Genomic DNA, 16,483 nt, shown 5'->3' with positions numbered 1-16,483 from the left:
CCAGAAAGACAAGCCTTACTTGGCGACATTGCCCGCCACGTTGAGCACATCCCAGGTACGGGAGAAGGGCGGCGCGTAGGCAAAGTCGAGCATGCCAAGCTGCTCCGTGGTGACCCCCATGGTGATGGCGACCGCCAGGGCGTCAATGCGGTGCACAGCCCCCTTGCGACCCAGGATCTGGCCACCCAGCAGCCGCTTGCTGCCCGCTTCATAGACCAGCTTGACGTGGATGTCGGACTGGCCCGGGCAGTAGTTGGTGTGGCACTTGTCCTTGATCACCACGGTGCGATAGTCGATACCAAGCTGCTGCGCCTCTTTCTCGGAGAGACCGGTACGCCCCGCCTCCAGTCCCAGCACCTGAAGCGCGGCCGAGCCCAGGGTGCCCGGGAAAGCCTGCTCGGCGCCCGCCAGGTTCTCGCCTACCATGCGGCCCAGCTTGTTGGCGATGGTGGCAAGTGGCACATAGACCTGCTGCTGTTTCACGCTGTGCCAGACGCTGGCGCAGTCACCGGCGGCCCAGACGTTTGGCAGCGAGGTACGGCCCTGGCGATTCACCTCGATGGCGCCATTCCCCAGACGCGCGATGCCGGTGTCGGCCAGAAACTCGGTGTTGGGCTTGACCCCGGTGCAGACCACCACGATATCGGCCTCGTACTCGCCATGGCTGGTGCGCACACCGGTCACCCGGCCCTCTCCCAGCAGGGCTTCTACCCGCTCGCCGAGATGGAGGGAGACCCCCTGTTCGCGCAGCTCGGTTTCGATATGCCGAGTGATATCCTCATCAAATGCCTCCGGGATAACCCGCTCGGCCAGCTCGATGAGACGCACTTCCTTGCCCTGATGGACCAGCGCCTCGACCACCTCTAGCCCGATAAAGCCGGATCCGATCACCAGGGCACGGGTGTTGGCCTTGTCCTGCACGGCGGCCTTGAGCGCCAGCCCGTCGGCCATCCGGCGCAGGCTGAATACACCTTGCTGCTGCAGACCGGAAATGGGAGGCATCACCTCGCGAGCACCGGTGGCGATCATCAGGCGATCGTAACGGTCGCTGAAGGTGTCGCCCTTGTGCTCCACCAGCAGGGTCTGGGTTGCAGCATCGACGCTCAGCACCCGGTGGCCGGTCTTGACCTCGATCCCCTTGGCAGCGAACTGCGCCGGAGTGAATTCGGCCATGTAGCCCGGCTCCTGGAACTCGTCCCCCACGAAGTAGGGCAGGCCGCAGGCGCCGAAGGAGATCACCTCGGAGGCCTCGTAGACGACGATTTCGGCATCCTTTGCCAGGCGGCGAGCCTTGGCCGCCGCGCTCATACCGGCGGCTTCACCACCGATGATCAGGATTCTCATGCTATTTCCTCGCAATGACGCAGGGAGGGCGAACCCTCCCTGTGATGGATGGCGGGAAGGCTTCCCCTCCCCCGCGGCGGATCAGATGGTGGACTCTTCGCCGTCCAGGCTCACTTCATGGTCGCTATTGAACACCGCCATGTCGGTCTGCCCCAGCACGCGACTGGTGATGGTCCCGGCGGTGATGGAGCCGGAGACGTTGAGGGCGGTGCGGCCCATGTCGATCAGCGGCTCGATGGAGATGAGCAAGCCCGCCAGCGCGACCGGGAAATCCAGGGCGGAGAGCACGATCAGCGCGGCGAAGGTGGCGCCGCCGCCGATCCCCGCTACCCCGAAGGAGCTGACGGTAATGATGGCGATGAGCGTCATGATGAAACCGGGATCCAGGGGGTCAATCCCCACGGTCGGCGCTATCATCACCGCCAGCATGGCCGGGTAGATGCCGGCGCAGCCGTTCTGACCGATGGTGGAACCGAAGGAGGCGGCAAAGTTGGCGATCCCCTCCGGAATACCCAGCGACTTGGTCTGGGTCTGCACGTTCATCGGGATGGAGCCCGCACTGGTGCGCGAGGTGAAGGCAAACGCCAGCACCGGGGTGATCTTCTTCAGGTAGCGCATCGGGTTGATGCCGACCAGGCTCACCAGCAGCAGGTGCACGGCGAACATGATGGCGATGGCGCCGTAGGAGGCGAGCACGAAGTTGAGCAGGTTCAGGATGTCGGCATAGTTGGAGCCGGACACCACCTTGGTCATCAGGGCCAGCACGCCAAACGGGGTCAGACGCAGTACCAGGGTCACCATGCGCATCACGATGGCGTGAGCCACGGCGATGAAGTGGCTGAAGCTCTCGAAGATCTCCGGTTTCTTGCGGGCGATGCCGGTGGCCGACAGGCCGATGAAGATGGAGAAGATCACCACGGCGATGGTGGAGGTCTTGCGCGCCCCCGTCATGTCGAGGAAGGGGTTGGCCGGGATAAACTCCAGCACCATCTTGGCAAACGACATGCTTTCAACCGAGCCCAGGGTGGTCTGCAACGCAGCACCACGGGCGCTCTCGGCGGCCCCGGCGGTCAGCCCTTCGGCGGTCAGACCGAACAGGTTGGACATCAGGATGCCCGCCCCGGCGGCGATCATGGTGGTGAAGATCAGCACTCCTATGGTCATGGCGCTGATCTTGCCAAGGGCGGTGCCGCCATTGAGCTTGAGGATGGCGCTGATGATGGAGACCATGATGAGCGGAATGATGATCATCTGCAGCAGCTTCACATAGCCGCTGCCGACGATATCCAGATAGTCGATGGTCTGGGTAATCACTCCCGACCCCGTGCCGTAGAGCAGTTGCAGGGCCGCCCCGAACAGGATACCGAGCCCCAGGCCCGCGAAGACCCGGCGAGTGAAGCTCACGTGTTTTTGCTGCAACCGGTAGAGGAAGAGCAGCAAGAGGGCCGCAATGGCCAGATTGCCGATAACGCTAAGTGTCATGTGATGACTCCCCAAAAAGCGGGCCGTGCCCGAGAAACGAGAGCAGGCCTCATGCCTGCCCTGGCAACCTTGAGGTCAGACGGCGTAACCGTCATGACATGAACAAGAGGGTCTTGCTGCCCCCTTTGTTCGCAAACTTATGACTTCTGCTTGGCGCGCATGATGTTGATGATTTCGATATCCGTATCCAGCATCCCCTGTCTGGAGAGCTGCCCCAGGTTGGCTATGGTCTGATCCACATCATCAGAGACGATCCCCTCGCTCTGGGGAACTCGCAGGTTGTTGATGGCCATCAGCGACGACTTCACTGCCGCCGAGGTGGAAGTGGAAACCTTCATGGAGCAGGCGCTGCCGGCGCCGTCACAGATGATGCCGGAGACATCGCCAATCATGTTGTTGATGCAGTGGCTGATCTGCTCGAACTGGCCGCCCAGCAGCCAGGTGATGGCAGCCCCCGACCCCATGGCGGCGGTGCTGGCGGCGCACAGGGCTGACAGCTTGTTCTGATAGGTCTTGATGTAAATGGCCACCAGATGGCTCATCACCAGGGCGCGTGTGAGCTGCTCGTCGCTCGCATTGAGGAAGCGGGCGGCGGCAACCACCGGCATGGTGGCGGCGATGCCCTGGTTGCCAGAGCCCGAGTTGGACATGGCGGGCAGCATGGCGCCATCCATCCGCGCATCGGAGGCGGCGGAAGAGAGGCGCATGGCCAGCGTCATCAGATCGTCGGAGAGCAGCTTGCGCTCCACCTGCTCGGTGAGGATCTTGCCGATGCGCAGGCCGTAGCCCTGCAACCCTTCGTCCGCCAGGGCCTGGTTCATCGAGGCCGCCTCGCGGATGAAGTCGATATCGGCAAGGGGCACCTGCAAGGCAAAGTCGACGATCTCGCGCAGGCTCATAGTGGGCTTGTCGGCCTTGGCGGGCTGGATCTGCACGCCCGGAGCACTGTCTTGCGCCATCAGCACCTCGCCATCCTTCTCCATCAGGATGATGCGGGTGTGATCGGTGCAGATCACCACCCGGGCGCTGTGGCCGTCCACTTCCGCCAGCACCTCGGCGTAGAGGACGTCAGGCACATCCTTCACATCCACCTTGATGGTCGGCAGCAGCCCCTTGGCCGCCTCGACCTGCTCGGTAGTAAGCCCCTTGAGCACCTCCAGTCCGGCATCCGGATTGCCACCCGTGATGCCGACGGCCGCCGCGACAGGCAGGCCTATCATGCCGGTGCCGGGTACCCCGACCCCCATGCCGTTCTTGAACAGGTTGCCGCTGACCCAGACGTTGACGCGGGTCGGCACCTGCCCCAGCAGCTTGCGGCAGTTGGCAGCTGCCAGCGCCACCGACATGGGTTCGGTGCAGCCCAGAGCCGGCACCACTTCACGCTTGAGCAGGGTAATAAAGTCGGTCCATTGTGCGTTCATTGCTGTATGTCTCATCTTCGTGGTGCCCGCGGGGCAATCTCGATTGTTCGTGGCCACCGCCATGCGGCGAGCCTGATAAAGAGTATGGTTGCTGAAGTCAGGTGATCTCTTGACCTGCCTGGCCGGAATGCGGATTAACGTTCGTCCCCTGGTGGTGGCAGCGACCATGGCATACGCCATCCGGGTCAGCCCAGCCTAGTCAACCAAAGTTGACTTTACGCCCAATGCATTCAACTAATGTTGAGCCACATCCCCTTTTTGCACGCCATTATGCCCGCCTTTGTATAAAGTGCGACAAAATGTGAAGCATTACACATTTCACTCTACAAATAACTTAAAACTCAGCATAAAAATTCGCTCACGTACAGGGTGTTCGGATTGCTACCGGCAATAAAAAAGGAGGCCGAAGCCTCCTTTTATTCGTTTTCTGACAGGCACTTACAGTGCTTTCAGGATAGCCTCGACGCTGGCCTTGGCATCGCCGAACAGCATCTGGGTGTTCTCCTTGAAGAACAGCGGGTTCTGCACACCGGCATAACCGGTATTCATGGAACGCTTGAAGCCGATGACATTCTGCGCCTTCCACACTTCCAGCACCGGCATGCCGGCGATGGGGCTGCCCGGATCTTCCATGGCGGCCGGGTTGACGGTGTCGTTGGCACCGATCACCAGTACGGTATCGGTATCGCTGAAGTCTTCGTTGATCTCGTCCATTTCCAGCACGATGTCGTACGGGACCTTGGCTTCCGCCAGCAGCACGTTCATGTGACCCGGCAGACGACCGGCCACCGGGTGGATACCAAAGCGCACCTTGACGCCGCGGTCACGCAGCTTCTGGGTGATCTCGGCCACCGGATACTGGGCCTGCGCCACCGCCATACCGTAGCCCGGGGTGATGATGACGGAGCTGGAGCTCTTGAGCAGCTCGGCCACGTCTTCGGCGCTGGTCTCGCGGTACTCGCCCATCTCCTGGTCGCCGCTGGAGGCAACGCCGTCGGAGCCGAAGCCACCGGCGATCACGGAGATGAAGGAGCGGTTCATCGCTTTACACATGATGTAGGACAGGATGGCACCGGAGGAACCCACCAGGGCACCGGTGACGATCAGCAGGTCATTGGAGAGCATGAAGCCCGCCGCCGCCGCCGCCCAACCGGAGTAGGAGTTCAGCATGGAGACCACCACCGGCATGTCGGCGCCGCCGATGGAGGCAACCAGGTGCCAGCCGAAGGCAAACGCGATCAGGGTCATCACCAGCAGGGCGAAGGTGGAGCCACCCGCGTTGACGAAGTAGATCATCAGCAGCACAGAGACCACCACGGCCAGCAGGTTCAGCTTGTGGCGATGCGGCAGCATCAGCGGCTTGGAGGAGATGAGACCACGCAGCTTGCCGAACGCCACCACGGAGCCGGTGAAGGTCACCGCACCGATGAAGACGCCCAGGAACACTTCAACCAGGTGGATGTTCAGCATGGCGCCGGTCAGGTGTTCGACTTGGGCCACGCTGGCCGCCTGTTCGAACGCCGCACGGGCGGCCGCCAGGGTGGCATCCAGGTTGGAGGTGATGGGCACCACCACCTCGGCCGGAGCCGACGGGTGCAGATCGATGAAGCTGTTGAAGCCCACCAGCACGGCCGCCATACCCACGAAGCTGTGCAGCACGGCTACCAGCTCGGGCATCTCGGTCATCTCGACCTTGAGTGCCAGACGCACGCCGATGGCGCCGCCGATCACCATGGCCAGAATGATCCAGTGGACACCACTGGTTTCCGGGTTGAACACGGTGGCGAGCAGGGCGATGGCCATACCCGCGATACCGAACAGGTTGCCATGCTTGGCCGTCTCTTGCTTCGACAGTCCCGCGAGACTGAGGATGAAGAGCACGGCGGCAACGATATAGGATGCTGTTACCAGTCCTTGAGACACGTTAAACCCCCTTAATCCTTACGGAACATCTTCAGCATGCGCTGAGTGACGGTGAAGCCGCCGAAGATGTTGATACTGGCAATCAGCACGGCAATAAACGCCAGCGCGGTGACCAGGGTCGACCCTTGCCCGATCTGCAGCAGGGCACCGACCACGATAATGCCGGAGATGGCATTAGTGACCGACATCAGCGGCGTGTGCAGGGCGTGAGAGACGTTCCACACCACGTAGTAACCGACCACGCAGGCCAGAACGAACACGGTGAAGTGAGAGAGGAACGCGGCCGGCGCCACGGCAGCTACCCAGCCGAAGGCGGCGATGCCCAAGGCACCCCAGACAAATTTCTTGTTGGAGGGCTTGGCCTCTTCTTTCTTGGCAGCCGGTTTGGCGGCAGCCGGCTTCTGCGGGGCGGCAGAGACGGAGATGGCGGGCGGCGGGAAGGTCACTTCACCGGCCTGGATCACCGTCATGTTGCGCTGCACCACGTCTTCGAAGTTGATGGCGACGTTGCCGTCCTTCTCCTTGCACATCAGCTTCATCAGGTTGACCAGGTTGGTACCGTAAAGCTGGGAGGATTGGGCAGGCAGACGACCCGGCAGATCGGTATAGCCGATCACCTTGACGCCACGATCGGTGACGTGCAGCTGGCCCGGCACAGTGTATTCGCAGTTGCCACCGGCCTGGGCGGCCATGTCCACGATCACCGAGCCCGGCTTCATGCTGTCGACCATCTCTTTGGTGATCAGCTTGGGTGCTGGCTTGCCCGGGATCAGGGCGGTGGTGATGATGATGTCCACCTCTTTGGCCTGCTGGGCGAACAGCTCCATCTCGGCCTTGATGAACTCTTCGCTCATCACCTTGGCATAACCATCGCTGGAGGAGCCATCCTCGCCACCGAAGTCCAGCTTGAGGAATTCCCCACCCATGGATTCGATCTGCTCGGCCACTTCCAGACGGGTGTCGAATGCACGCACGATGGCGCCGAGGGAGCCGGCGGTACCGATGGCGGCCAGACCGGCCACACCAGCACCGATCACCAGCACCTTGGCGGGCGGGACCTTACCGGCAGCGGTGATTTGACCGGTAAAGAAGCGGCCGAACTCGTGGGCGGCTTCCACCACGGCGCGATAGCCACCGATGTTGGCCATCGAGGAGAGGGCATCGAGAGACTGGGCACGGGAGATCCGCGGCACCATATCCATCGCCATCACATTGATGTTGCGCTCGGACAGCTTCTTGACCAGCTCGGGGTTCTGGGCAGGCCAGATGAAGCTCACCAGAGTGGCACCATCCTTAATTTGTGCGATCTCGGCATCGGTCGGCGCGTTGACCTTGAAGATAAGGTCGGCTTGCCAGACATTCGGCACCACGCTGGCACCGGCCGCCTCGAAGGCAGCATCATCGAAGCTGGCCAACTGGCCTGCGCCAGACTCGATGGCGACCTCGAAGCCGAGCTTTTTCAGCTGCTCGACGGTAGCCGGGGTCGCTGCGACCCGGGTTTCACCGGTGAGACTCTCTCTCGGTATTCCAATCTGCATGACTATTCCCTGATGGTTAATAAACAATCGCTGCCCAGTGTCTCATTTCTGGCGAAACAAGACAGGACCAAAGTGCAGGTCCAGGGCTCTTTGTTATGAAAATCAGTAGGCTTTACCGCAACCTCCTGTCATGGTCAGGCCCCCGCTTTTCAGGCGCGAAGGTGATTAGTATCAAATTTTGGAGTTTTATTACAACCGCAGTCCCGACGGCGCTCGTACAGAATTCAGCCCATCCCTGGTCGCGATTAAAAAAAACAAACCAAATTAGAGGCTTATACCAGTAAAAACGGCTGAAAAAAGTGATCCAACCAGTCAAAAAAAATGTTTTACCGGCCCTCTATCTTAGCGTTTTTTGTTATTACGAAATTCGGCCGTGTCTCATTTTTCGCAACGAAATGCCATAAAGTAACAATTTAATAACGAAAGAGGGCCGTCCGACCGCCAAATGGCGGGCGTCGGCCCCACGTAATCAATCGTTTCGCGCAGATGATGGTAAGGGTATGCCGTTACCAGGCGGCTTCATAAATATGCTGACTCTGCACCAGGTCGATGTCGCCGTGCTCGCCGAGTCGGGTCATGCCGTGTTCCGCCAGTTTGCCCAGCAAGGCATCAATATCGAGTGACCCCAGATCGTAATCCCGCAGCCGGGTCTTGAGCCCCATCCGGGTGAAGAAGTCGCGGGTGGCGGCAATGGCCCCGTCGATGCGCTCCGCTTCGCTGCCCTCGCGCAGATCCCACACCCGCTCGGCGTATTGCAGCAGCTTGGCGTGTTTCTGCTCGCGCTTGGCCTCGAGCAGGGCAGGTAGCACTACCGCCAGGGTCTGGGCATGATCCAGGCCATAGAGGGCGGTGAGCTCGTGACCCAGCATGTGGGTGGCCCAGTCATGGGGCACGCCGGCGCCGATCAGGCCGTTGAGGGCCATGGTGGCACTCCACATGATGTTGGCGCGCACGTCGTAGTTTTCCGGCTCGGCCAGCGCCTTGGGCCCCTCCTCGATCAGAGTCAGTAGCAGCCCTTCGGCGAAGCGATCCTGCACCTTGGCGTTGACCGGGTAGGTGAGGTACTGCTCCAGAATGTGGATGAAGGCATCCACCACGCCGTTCGCCACCTGACGCGCCGGCAAGGTATAGGTGAGCACGGGGTCGAGCACGGCAAAGCGCGGCATCACGAAGGGGGAGAAGAAGTGCTGCTTGTCGCCGGTGCGCTTGCGAGTGATGACGGCCCCCATGTTCATCTCGGAGCCGGTGGCAGGCAGGGTCAGCACAGTGCCGAGGGGGATGGCGGAACGCACCTCGCTGCCGACCGTCTCGAGAATGTGCCAGGGATCCTTGGCCGGATCGTAAGGGGTAGCTGCGGCGATAAATTTGGTGCCATCCAGCACGGAACCGCCACCGACAGCGAGCAGGAAGTCGACCTTCTCGGCACGGGCCAGTTCAACCGCGCCCATCAGGGTCTCGTAGGCGGGGTTGGGCTCGATGCCGCCAAACTCGAACAGGGTCATGCCCGCCAGTTCGGTGCGGATCTGCGCCAGCAGGCCGCTGCGCACCACGCTGCCACCACCATAGGTGATGAGGACGCGGGCATCGGCGGGCAGCTGCTCGCGCAGTTGGGCGATCTGGCCCTTGCCAAACAGGACCTTGGTCGGGGTATGCAGGGTAAAGTTGTTCATCGGTATCACCTTCTCTGACAGCTGTGCGGCAGGGCCGCGAAATCATGATTGCATTTTTCTCCTGAACAGCCATACCATCAAGGTCACATCCTGCTTTTTTATTGCCTATTTCTGCAAGTGCACCAATTTAAAGAACAAGGGGCTCCATGCCTGACCGTTACACCGACCTGGCCACCAGGCTGACTCGCCACGTCACCGCTCCCGGCATCACCCCCTCCCCGGTGGAGCAGGTGAACCTCATCTATACCACCGAGTACCATGGCCGTACCCCGGTGCTCTACCAGCCGCGGATGATAGTGATCCTGCAGGGCCACAAGGTCGGTTATCTGGCGGATCAGGTGTTTCGCTACGATCCCAACCATTATCTGCTGATGACCCTGCCGCTGCCTTGCGAGTGCGAATGCTTCGCCTCCCCCGAGCAGCCCCTCATCGGCTTCACCCTCGAGATCAATCTGGTCACCCTGCAGGAGTTGCTGCTGGAGTTGGGTGATGCCCTGCCCGCACCAGCCCCGCAGAAGAGCGGCGTACACTCGGTGCCCATGTCGGAGGCCATGTTCTGCGCTGCCGAACGGCTGATCGATCTGATGGACAACCCCCTACACGCCAGGGTGCTGGGGCCGCAGACGGTGCGGGAGATGCTGTTCTATGCTCTTGGCGAGGGAGGTGGCCCGGCCCTGCAGGCGCTGGCCAACCGTCACAACCATGTGGGTCAGATCGCCCGGGTGTTGCGTATGATAGAGCAACGTTTCGCCGACAACTTGACCATGGAAGAGTTGGCGCAGGAGGTGAACATGAGCGTGTCTGCCTTCCACCACCACTTCAAGGCGGTCACCTCTACCTCACCGCTGCAGTACATCAAGTCGTTTCGCCTGCACAAGGCACGCCTGATGATGCTGCATGACGGCGTCAAGGCGGGGGCGGCGGCTGCCCGGGTCGGTTACGAGAGCAACTCCCAGTTCAGCCGGGAGTTCAAACGCTTTTTCGGCAGTACGCCGACGGATCAGGCCTCCCGCTTCCGGGAAGGCCAGCTGCGTATCATCGAAGGATAACAAGAGAGGGACTACCCATGCGTTCACTGCTTTGTCTGCTTGCCACCTTGCTGCTGACGGCCTGCACCGGCCTTGCCGACGGCATTCGTCCGATCACCGGCTTCCAGCTCGACCGCTATCTTGGCACCTGGTACGAAATCGCCCGCCTCGATCACGGCTTCGAGCGAGGGCTGGAGCAGGTGAGCGCCACCTACAGCCTGCGGGACGATGGCGGCGTCAGGGTGATCAACCGCGGCAAGCAGAGCGATGGCAGCTGGCGCGAGGCACAGGGCAAGGCCTACTTCGTCGATCGGCCGGATGAGGCCCGGCTCAAGGTGAGCTTCTTCGGACCCTTCTATGGCGGCTACAACGTCATCGATCTTGACCCCGACTACCAGCTCTCCCTGGTGACCAGCTACAACCACGACTACCTCTGGATCCTCGCCCGCTCCCCCAATCCGCCCAAGGAGAAGGTGGCTGCGCTGGTCGCCAAGGCCAAGGGGCTGGGCTTTGCCACCGACCAGCTGATCTGGGTCAAGCAGACTCCCTGAATCGTCAGGATCAACAAGGGCAGCCCGCAGGCTGCCCTTTTTCATGAAAATAACCGGGAGGTCAGAGCCGGAAGCGGCCTATCTCCTGCTCCAACCGCTCGGTCAGTGCCTTGAGCTCGGCCGCTTGGGCTGCTTCTGCACCTGCCTGCTCGGCCAGCTCCTGGGAGACATGGCGAATGTTCTCGGTGTTGCGACTGATCTCGCTGGTGACCGAGGTCTGCTCTTCGGCCGCCGCTGCGATCTGGGTCGCCATGTCGCTGATGGAGCCGATCGCCTCGTTGATCCGGGCCAGGCTGTGGTTAGCGGACTCGGCATCCTCCACGCTGGTGCCCGCCAGCTGGCGGCTGGTCTCCATGCCGTCGACCGCGCGGCGGGTAGTCTGCTGCAGGGTCTCGATCATCTGCTGGATCTCGGCGGTAGAGTCGTGGGTGCGGCGTGACAGCACCCGCACTTCGTCCGCCACCACCGCAAAGCCACGACCCTGCTCACCAGCCCGGGCCGCTTCGATGGCGGCGTTGAGCGCCAGCAGATTGGTCTGCTCGGCGATCCCGCTGATGGTCGCCAGAATGCCGCTGATCTTCTGGGCATGGGAATCCAGTTCATGGATGACCTGGCTGGCATCGGCCACTTCATCTGCGAGCCCGGTAATGCTGCGCTGGCTCTGGCCCACCTGGGATTGACCGGCGACGGCCAGCTGCACCGCTTCTCCGGCGGTAGTGGCCGCAAACTCGGCATTACCGGCGATCTCCTGGGTGGCGGAGGCCATCTCGGTCACTGCGGTGGCCACCATGACGATCTCGTCCTGCTGCTGGCGAACCCGCTGACTACGGGCATGGGCGCCGGCGGCCTGGGTGCGGGACTGGCCAGCCAGCTCCAGAGTGACGTCCCGCAGTCGGCTGACGATGCCGTGCAAGCGGGCCACAAACTGGTTGAAGCTTTCGGCAAGCTGGCCCACCTCATCCTGACTGCGGGTCTTGATATGAACGGTGAGATCCCCCTCGCCATGGGCGATGTCGTGCAGGGCGTTCGCCACCCGGCCCAGATCCGCAAACAGATATTTGAACAGGGCAGTCAGCAGGGTGCTGAACAGCAGCAACAACACCAGGGTCAACCCCATCAGTTGCCACAACAGGGTAGTAAGCGGCGCTTCCAGCACGTCGCGGTACATCACCATGGCGAGCAACCAGTCGGTACCGGGCACTGGCTGCACCGCCAGCAATACATCGCGACCATCTATGTTGGCGGCATGCAGCTCGCTGTTTTCACGTCCCCACTGCTGGAAGGTGGCGGCCGACAGATCAGGCGCCAGTTCGGAGACCTGCTTGAGCGCCAGCTTCTTGTTCGGGTGGCCAACAATCAGGCCGCTGTTGTCGAGCAGCATGGCGTAGCCTTCCCCCTGCACCTGCATCGCCAGCACTTCATCGATCAGCTTGTCGAGCGCCAGATTCGCCCCCACTGCCCCCACCAGCGTCCCCTGATGACGAACCGGCTCGGAGAGAGTCACCACCAGCTTCTGCATGGTGACGCTGACATAGGGGGCCGTGATGATGAGGTGGCCCACCTTGACCGCATCCTGATACCAGGGGCGTTCGCGAGGGTCATAGTTGCCGGTATTGAGCGAAGGATCCTGGCGGGTCATCACACCCTGCTCCGAACCGAAATAGGTGAGCCCGAAGCCCCCCGAGGTGAAGGCCTGCTTCAGGTGAGGTACCAGTTCGGCCTGGGGATTGTCGGCGATCAGGCTGACCAGGGCGTGCACCACATTCTTGCGGTCCGCCATCCAGTCACCGATGGCCACCGAATAGGCGTGACCATAGTTGACCGCTTCGCTCTGGATGGCGTTCATGGTCCGGGATTTGAGGGTGTGAAATGCCACCACACCGAGCAGTGATGCCATCAGCAGCACCACGCCAAGGCTGGTTGCCAGCAATTTGCCGCGCAAAGAGAGTGTCATGACTACGAATCCTTGTTGTTGTATCGGGCAGGGAAAAGGCCCTACTCATTTGTGGTTATCGGCGGCGAGATGAACAGACTTTAGTGAATCTGTATATTTTCACATCCATCAACAACACAAGGCGCTATCGGTGAGAAAAAAGACAAAATTCCATGCTGACAAGCAGAGGTATGCCGCCAGATTGACGACAGCGACGCAGAGGGTAAATGGGAGTCAGAAAGTGCGAAAAGGAAGGGTGCAGAAATGCGAAAAGCCAGCTCAATGAGCTGGCCTTTCTGAAAATGGCAGGGGCGGCAGGACTCGAACCCGCAACCATCGGTTTTGGAGACCGCTGTTCTACCAATTGGAACTACGCCCCTGCAACAAACGAGGCGTAGTATACAAAGTTGAGATCAAAGGTAAAGGCTTTTTTCACACTTTCGCTGCGATTGCACAAATCCCGAACAAGTCGCGGTGATTTGCGCAGCAATGCGGGATAACTTGCTGTATTTGCAGCCTCATCAGGGTAGGAATAGGCCATAAATGGGGGTAGGGTAAAGTGTGGAACAGGGAGGTTGTCCATGCTCAATTACCGATTGCTCCAGCAACTGGCGCCGCTCAACTTCAGGGATGAAAGCAAAACGGAGTCGCTGTCCGATTATCTCGCCCGGGTAGCCCCGCTGGTGCCCTTTATTCCGGAAAATGTGCTTTCTCAGTGGATTTATCGCCATTGGCGCGGTTTTGAGTCCAACTGGAGCTTTATCGATCTCGCCAACTACCGCTTCGAGTGCGAGCGCTGGCCCACCGAGCGCCTGATCACCCAAGTCGACTCCCGTCATATGGAGGTGATCGAACGCTGGGGCGAGATGCTGCAAAACAATCATTACGTGCGTCGCTCCTGGCTAGGTGACTATATGCTGGGCCATGGCACCTGGCCCGAACCCATCATAGTGCTGATCCCGGGGGAAGAGGATCACCACCCGAGTGGACAACCACTGCCAGGTCCCTGCTGTCTGCTGGAGGGACACCACAGACTCGGTTATCTGCGCGCAATGGCCCGTGACAGCGAGCCATTGCAAAGCGAACACCAGGTGTGGGTTTGTCGGCAACTTCACGACACATAAACGTTTTTCAGTGCCAAAAAGGCATCTGAAATAAAATTTTGACAAATAAAAAACCAGCCCTATAATCTGTCCGGTTTTGAAAAAGGTCGGGACATAAGATGCCGTTTTTATTGCAAACAACAGCCTTGCAGACGGGTGGAACACACCAGTGTGGCCCCGTTGTTTCCGGTTTCCGACCCAAAGATCTCCCGTTATTTTTTAAAAAAAGCCCCTGTTTCAGGGGCTTTTTTTTGTGCCTGAAAAACCTTCATTGATGCCAAAGGGAATGCAGACGATGACCAATCCACTCTATAAGAAACATGTCATCTCCATCTCGGACCTGACCCGGCCCGAAATGGAACTGGTAGTCGAAACCGCACAACGGTTGAAGGCTGAACCCAACACCAGCCTGTTGCAAAACAAGCTGGTCGCCAGCTGCTTCTTCGAAGCGTCAACCCGTACCCGCCTCTCATTCGAGACTGCGGTCCAGCGCCTGGGCGGCAACATCATCGGCTTTGCCGACGGTGGCAACACCAGCGCCAAGAAGGGCGAGACCCTGGCCGACTCCATCAAGATCATCGGCTCCTACAGCGATGCGGTAGTGATGCGCCACCCGAAGGAAGGCGCAGCTCGCCTCGCCTCCGAGTTCTCTCGCGTGCCGGTCATCAATGGCGGTGATGGTTCCAACCAGCATCCGACCCAGACCCTGCTCGACCTCTTCTCCATCCGCGAGACCCAGGGCAAGCTGGACGGCCTCAACGTCGCCTTCGTCGGTGACCTGAAATATGGCCGCACCGTGCACTCCCTGGCTCAGGCCTTAAGCCTGTTCAACTGCCGTTTCTTCTTCATCTCCCCGGAAGCGCTGGCGATGCCGGACTACATCTGCGAGGAGCTGGAAGAGAAAGGCATCCAGTTCAGCGTCCACGAGACCATGGAAGAGGTGATGCCCGAGCTGGACATCCTCTACATGACCCGCGTCCAGAAAGAGCGCTTCGACGAGACCGAATACAAGCACATGGCCGCCAAGTTCGTGCTGGAAGTGGCCACCCTGGAAGGGGCCAAGCCCACCATGAAGATCCTGCACCCCCTGCCCCGCGTCGACGAGATCGATGTGGCGGTCGACAAGACTCCCCACGCCTACTACTTCGAACAGGCGGAAAACGGGGTCTATGCACGCCAGGCTCTGCTGGCACTGGTACTGAACGAAACTGTCTGAGGGGAACATCATGTCTGAGAAGAACCAACTGCAAGTCGAAGCCATCCGTCACGGCTCCGTCATCGACCACGTCCCCGCCGGCCAGGGCATCAAGATCCTCAAGCTGTTCCAGCTGGTGGAGACCCAGGAGCGGATCACCGTCGGCTTCAACCTGAAATCCGGCGCGCTGGGCAAGAAAGACCTCATCAAGATCGAGAACACCCGCCTGACCGAACAGCAGGCCAACCAGCTGGCGCTGTTCGCCCCCAAGGCGACCGTCAATATCATCGAAGACTTCAACGTGGTGAAGAAGCACCAGCTGGAGCTGCCCGAATTCATCGCCGGCGTGTTCCACTGCCCCAACTCCAACTGCATCTCCCACAACGAGCCGGTGGACAGCTACTTCCGGGTACGCGAGGTAAAAGGCGTGGTCCGGATGAAGTGCAAGTACTGCGAGAAGTCCTTCACCCAGGATATCGTCAGCGAGCGTTATTGATATCTGAATGGGCCCTACTGGGCCCATTTTTGAACCCTGTCACATCACCAGATTCCCAGTCAGTTATAATTTGCCATCCAAAGATGGTTATCCCAGCTCATTCCCTGCCAGCATCATGATTGCCAGTATTTTTTGCTGCTAACCAGCGAATATGGCAGATATCGAGCACTTGTTTCCTGTCATCGTCAAAGGAAGTTGCCGTGGTCAAAACACTCAGCCGCCCCGTTGCCCAGGAGCCCGAACTGGCCCAGCTGGATGCCTGTCGCCAGATCATCGGCCAGCACTGTTACAGCACTCAGGAAGAGATCCGTCGCGAGCTGTCGGAGCGCGGCTTCGCCGATATCAGCCAGTCCACCATCTCCCGTCTGCTGCGCCGCCTCGGCGTCGCCAAGGCGCAAAATGCCAACGGCAAGAAGGTCTACACCCTGGTGGACGAACAGCTGGAACCGGCCGGCAGCACCCGCTCCATCCACGAGATGGTGCGCGCCGTGGTGCACAATCAGCAGATGGTGCTGATCCATACCACTCCGGGCGCCGCCACCGTGGTGGCCCGTCTGCTGGATCGCAACGCCAACCCGGAGATCATGGGCGCCGTCGCGGGCAACGACGTGGTACTGGTCGCCCCCCGCCACATCAGCCGCACCCGCCAGGCCCATGCCGCCGTGGTGCGTACCCTGGAGCAGGCGCGCTAGGCCCTCCCCCGCATGCAGCGAGGCGACCCCAGGGTCGCCTTTTTATTGCCCGCTTGTCACCGGGAGCGCTCTTCCGCTTCGCTTGCCCCTCCCCTTATGACCCAGGC

13 protein-coding genes and 1 tRNA gene are annotated in these 16,483 nt (G+C 60.6%); 6 read left to right on the top strand and 8 right to left on the bottom strand.

The features are described from left to right. Positions 1–15 precede the first annotated feature (15 nt). From LA321_RS07630 to yqhD, 6 genes are all read right to left on the bottom strand, one after another. Complete coding sequence (locus LA321_RS07630) at positions 16–1,344, bottom strand: CoA-disulfide reductase (RefSeq protein ID WP_042072519.1); 1,329 nt, start codon at positions 1,342–1,344, stop codon at positions 16–18. A gap of 81 nt (positions 1,345–1,425) precedes the next feature. Continuing rightward, complete coding sequence (locus LA321_RS07625; RefSeq protein ID WP_026455966.1) at positions 1,426–2,826, bottom strand: L-cystine transporter; 1,401 nt, start codon at positions 2,824–2,826, stop codon at positions 1,426–1,428. A 137-nt stretch (positions 2,827–2,963) separates the two neighbouring features. Then, positions 2,964–4,262, bottom strand: a complete 1,299-nt coding sequence (locus LA321_RS07620) for an L-cysteine desulfidase family protein (protein WP_042072625.1) — start codon at positions 4,260–4,262, stop codon at positions 2,964–2,966. Between the two features lie 423 nt (positions 4,263–4,685). After that, on the bottom strand, positions 4,686–6,170 hold the full coding sequence (pntB, locus tag LA321_RS07615; RefSeq protein ID WP_042025258.1) for a Re/Si-specific NAD(P)(+) transhydrogenase subunit beta: 1,485 nt from the start codon (positions 6,168–6,170) through the stop codon (positions 4,686–4,688). An 11-nt stretch (positions 6,171–6,181) separates the two neighbouring features. Next, a complete protein-coding gene (gene pntA, locus LA321_RS07610; RefSeq protein WP_042072521.1) occupies positions 6,182–7,708 on the bottom strand; it encodes a Re/Si-specific NAD(P)(+) transhydrogenase subunit alpha in 1,527 nt (508 codons plus the stop codon). 506 nt (positions 7,709–8,214) lie between these two features. Continuing rightward, positions 8,215–9,378, bottom strand: a complete 1,164-nt coding sequence (yqhD, locus tag LA321_RS07605; protein ID WP_042072522.1) for an alcohol dehydrogenase — start codon at positions 9,376–9,378, stop codon at positions 8,215–8,217. Between the two features lie 146 nt (positions 9,379–9,524). On the opposite strand from yqhD, the gene LA321_RS07600 reads away from it, so the two are divergent. Beyond that, positions 9,525–10,427, top strand: a complete 903-nt coding sequence (locus LA321_RS07600; RefSeq protein ID WP_042072523.1) for an AraC family transcriptional regulator — start codon at positions 9,525–9,527, stop codon at positions 10,425–10,427. Positions 10,428–10,444: 17 nt separating this feature from the next. Continuing rightward, positions 10,445–10,957 carry a lipocalin family protein gene (locus tag LA321_RS07595; RefSeq protein WP_042072525.1) on the top strand — a complete coding sequence of 171 codons (513 nt, stop codon included), beginning with the start codon at positions 10,445–10,447 and terminating at the stop codon, positions 10,955–10,957. Between the two features lie 61 nt (positions 10,958–11,018). Here LA321_RS07595 and LA321_RS07590 read toward each other — a convergent pair whose 3' ends face one another. Together LA321_RS07590 and LA321_RS07585 are read right to left on the bottom strand one after the other, a co-directional pair. Next, positions 11,019–12,911: a methyl-accepting chemotaxis protein gene (locus tag LA321_RS07590; protein ID WP_042072526.1), complete on the bottom strand. Its 1,893-nt coding sequence runs from the start codon at positions 12,909–12,911 to the stop codon at positions 11,019–11,021. Positions 12,912–13,193: 282 nt separating this feature from the next. Continuing rightward, positions 13,194–13,270: transfer RNA gene (locus LA321_RS07585), tRNA-Trp, on the bottom strand. 201 nt (positions 13,271–13,471) lie between these two features. On the opposite strand from LA321_RS07585, the gene LA321_RS07580 reads away from it, so the two are divergent. The 4 genes from LA321_RS07580 (at position 13,472) to LA321_RS07565 (ending at position 16,376) form a co-directional block, all read left to right on the top strand. Further along, positions 13,472–14,014, top strand: coding sequence for a hypothetical protein (locus LA321_RS07580; RefSeq protein WP_042072527.1), 543 nt, complete (start codon positions 13,472–13,474; stop codon positions 14,012–14,014). Between the two features lie 274 nt (positions 14,015–14,288). Further along, the gene (gene pyrB / locus LA321_RS07575; RefSeq protein ID WP_042025267.1) at positions 14,289–15,209 is read left to right on the top strand and encodes an aspartate carbamoyltransferase; all 921 of its coding nucleotides are present in this window, start codon (positions 14,289–14,291) and stop codon (positions 15,207–15,209) included. 10 nt (positions 15,210–15,219) lie between these two features. Beyond that, complete coding sequence (gene pyrI / locus LA321_RS07570) at positions 15,220–15,684, top strand: aspartate carbamoyltransferase regulatory subunit (protein WP_026455957.1); 465 nt, start codon at positions 15,220–15,222, stop codon at positions 15,682–15,684. Positions 15,685–15,884: 200 nt separating this feature from the next. Then, positions 15,885–16,376: an arginine repressor gene (locus tag LA321_RS07565; RefSeq protein WP_042025268.1), complete on the top strand. Its 492-nt coding sequence runs from the start codon at positions 15,885–15,887 to the stop codon at positions 16,374–16,376. The last annotated feature ends 107 nt before the right edge of the window (positions 16,377–16,483 follow it).

The sequence above is a fragment of the Aeromonas enteropelogenes genome, assembly GCF_020097295.1.
GTDB classification, from domain to species: domain Bacteria; phylum Pseudomonadota; class Gammaproteobacteria; order Enterobacterales; family Aeromonadaceae; genus Aeromonas; species Aeromonas enteropelogenes.
This window is presented reverse-complemented; position numbering and strand designations above follow the sequence as displayed.

What these genes read in the sequence shown, in the direction of transcription:
- pyrI (WP_026455957.1), top strand. Translation starts at nt 15,220, where the DNA reads ATGTCTGAGAAGAACCAACTGCAAGTCGAAGCCATCCGTCACGGCTCC.
- yqhD (WP_042072522.1), bottom strand. Translation starts at nt 9,378, where the DNA reads ATGAACAACTTTACCCTGCATACCCCGACCAAGGTCCTGTTTGGCAAG.
- pyrB (WP_042025267.1), top strand. Translation starts at nt 14,289, where the DNA reads ATGACCAATCCACTCTATAAGAAACATGTCATCTCCATCTCGGACCTG.
- LA321_RS07620 (WP_042072625.1), bottom strand. Translation starts at nt 4,262, where the DNA reads ATGAGACATACAGCAATGAACGCACAATGGACCGACTTTATTACCCTG.
- LA321_RS07590 (WP_042072526.1), bottom strand. Translation starts at nt 12,911, where the DNA reads ATGACACTCTCTTTGCGCGGCAAATTGCTGGCAACCAGCCTTGGCGTG.
- LA321_RS07580 (WP_042072527.1), top strand. Translation starts at nt 13,472, where the DNA reads ATGCTCAATTACCGATTGCTCCAGCAACTGGCGCCGCTCAACTTCAGG.
- LA321_RS07630 (WP_042072519.1), bottom strand. Translation starts at nt 1,344, where the DNA reads ATGAGAATCCTGATCATCGGTGGTGAAGCCGCCGGTATGAGCGCGGCG.
- LA321_RS07595 (WP_042072525.1), top strand. Translation starts at nt 10,445, where the DNA reads ATGCGTTCACTGCTTTGTCTGCTTGCCACCTTGCTGCTGACGGCCTGC.
- pntA (WP_042072521.1), bottom strand. Translation starts at nt 7,708, where the DNA reads ATGCAGATTGGAATACCGAGAGAGAGTCTCACCGGTGAAACCCGGGTC.
- LA321_RS07625 (WP_026455966.1), bottom strand. Translation starts at nt 2,826, where the DNA reads ATGACACTTAGCGTTATCGGCAATCTGGCCATTGCGGCCCTCTTGCTG.
- LA321_RS07600 (WP_042072523.1), top strand. Translation starts at nt 9,525, where the DNA reads ATGCCTGACCGTTACACCGACCTGGCCACCAGGCTGACTCGCCACGTC.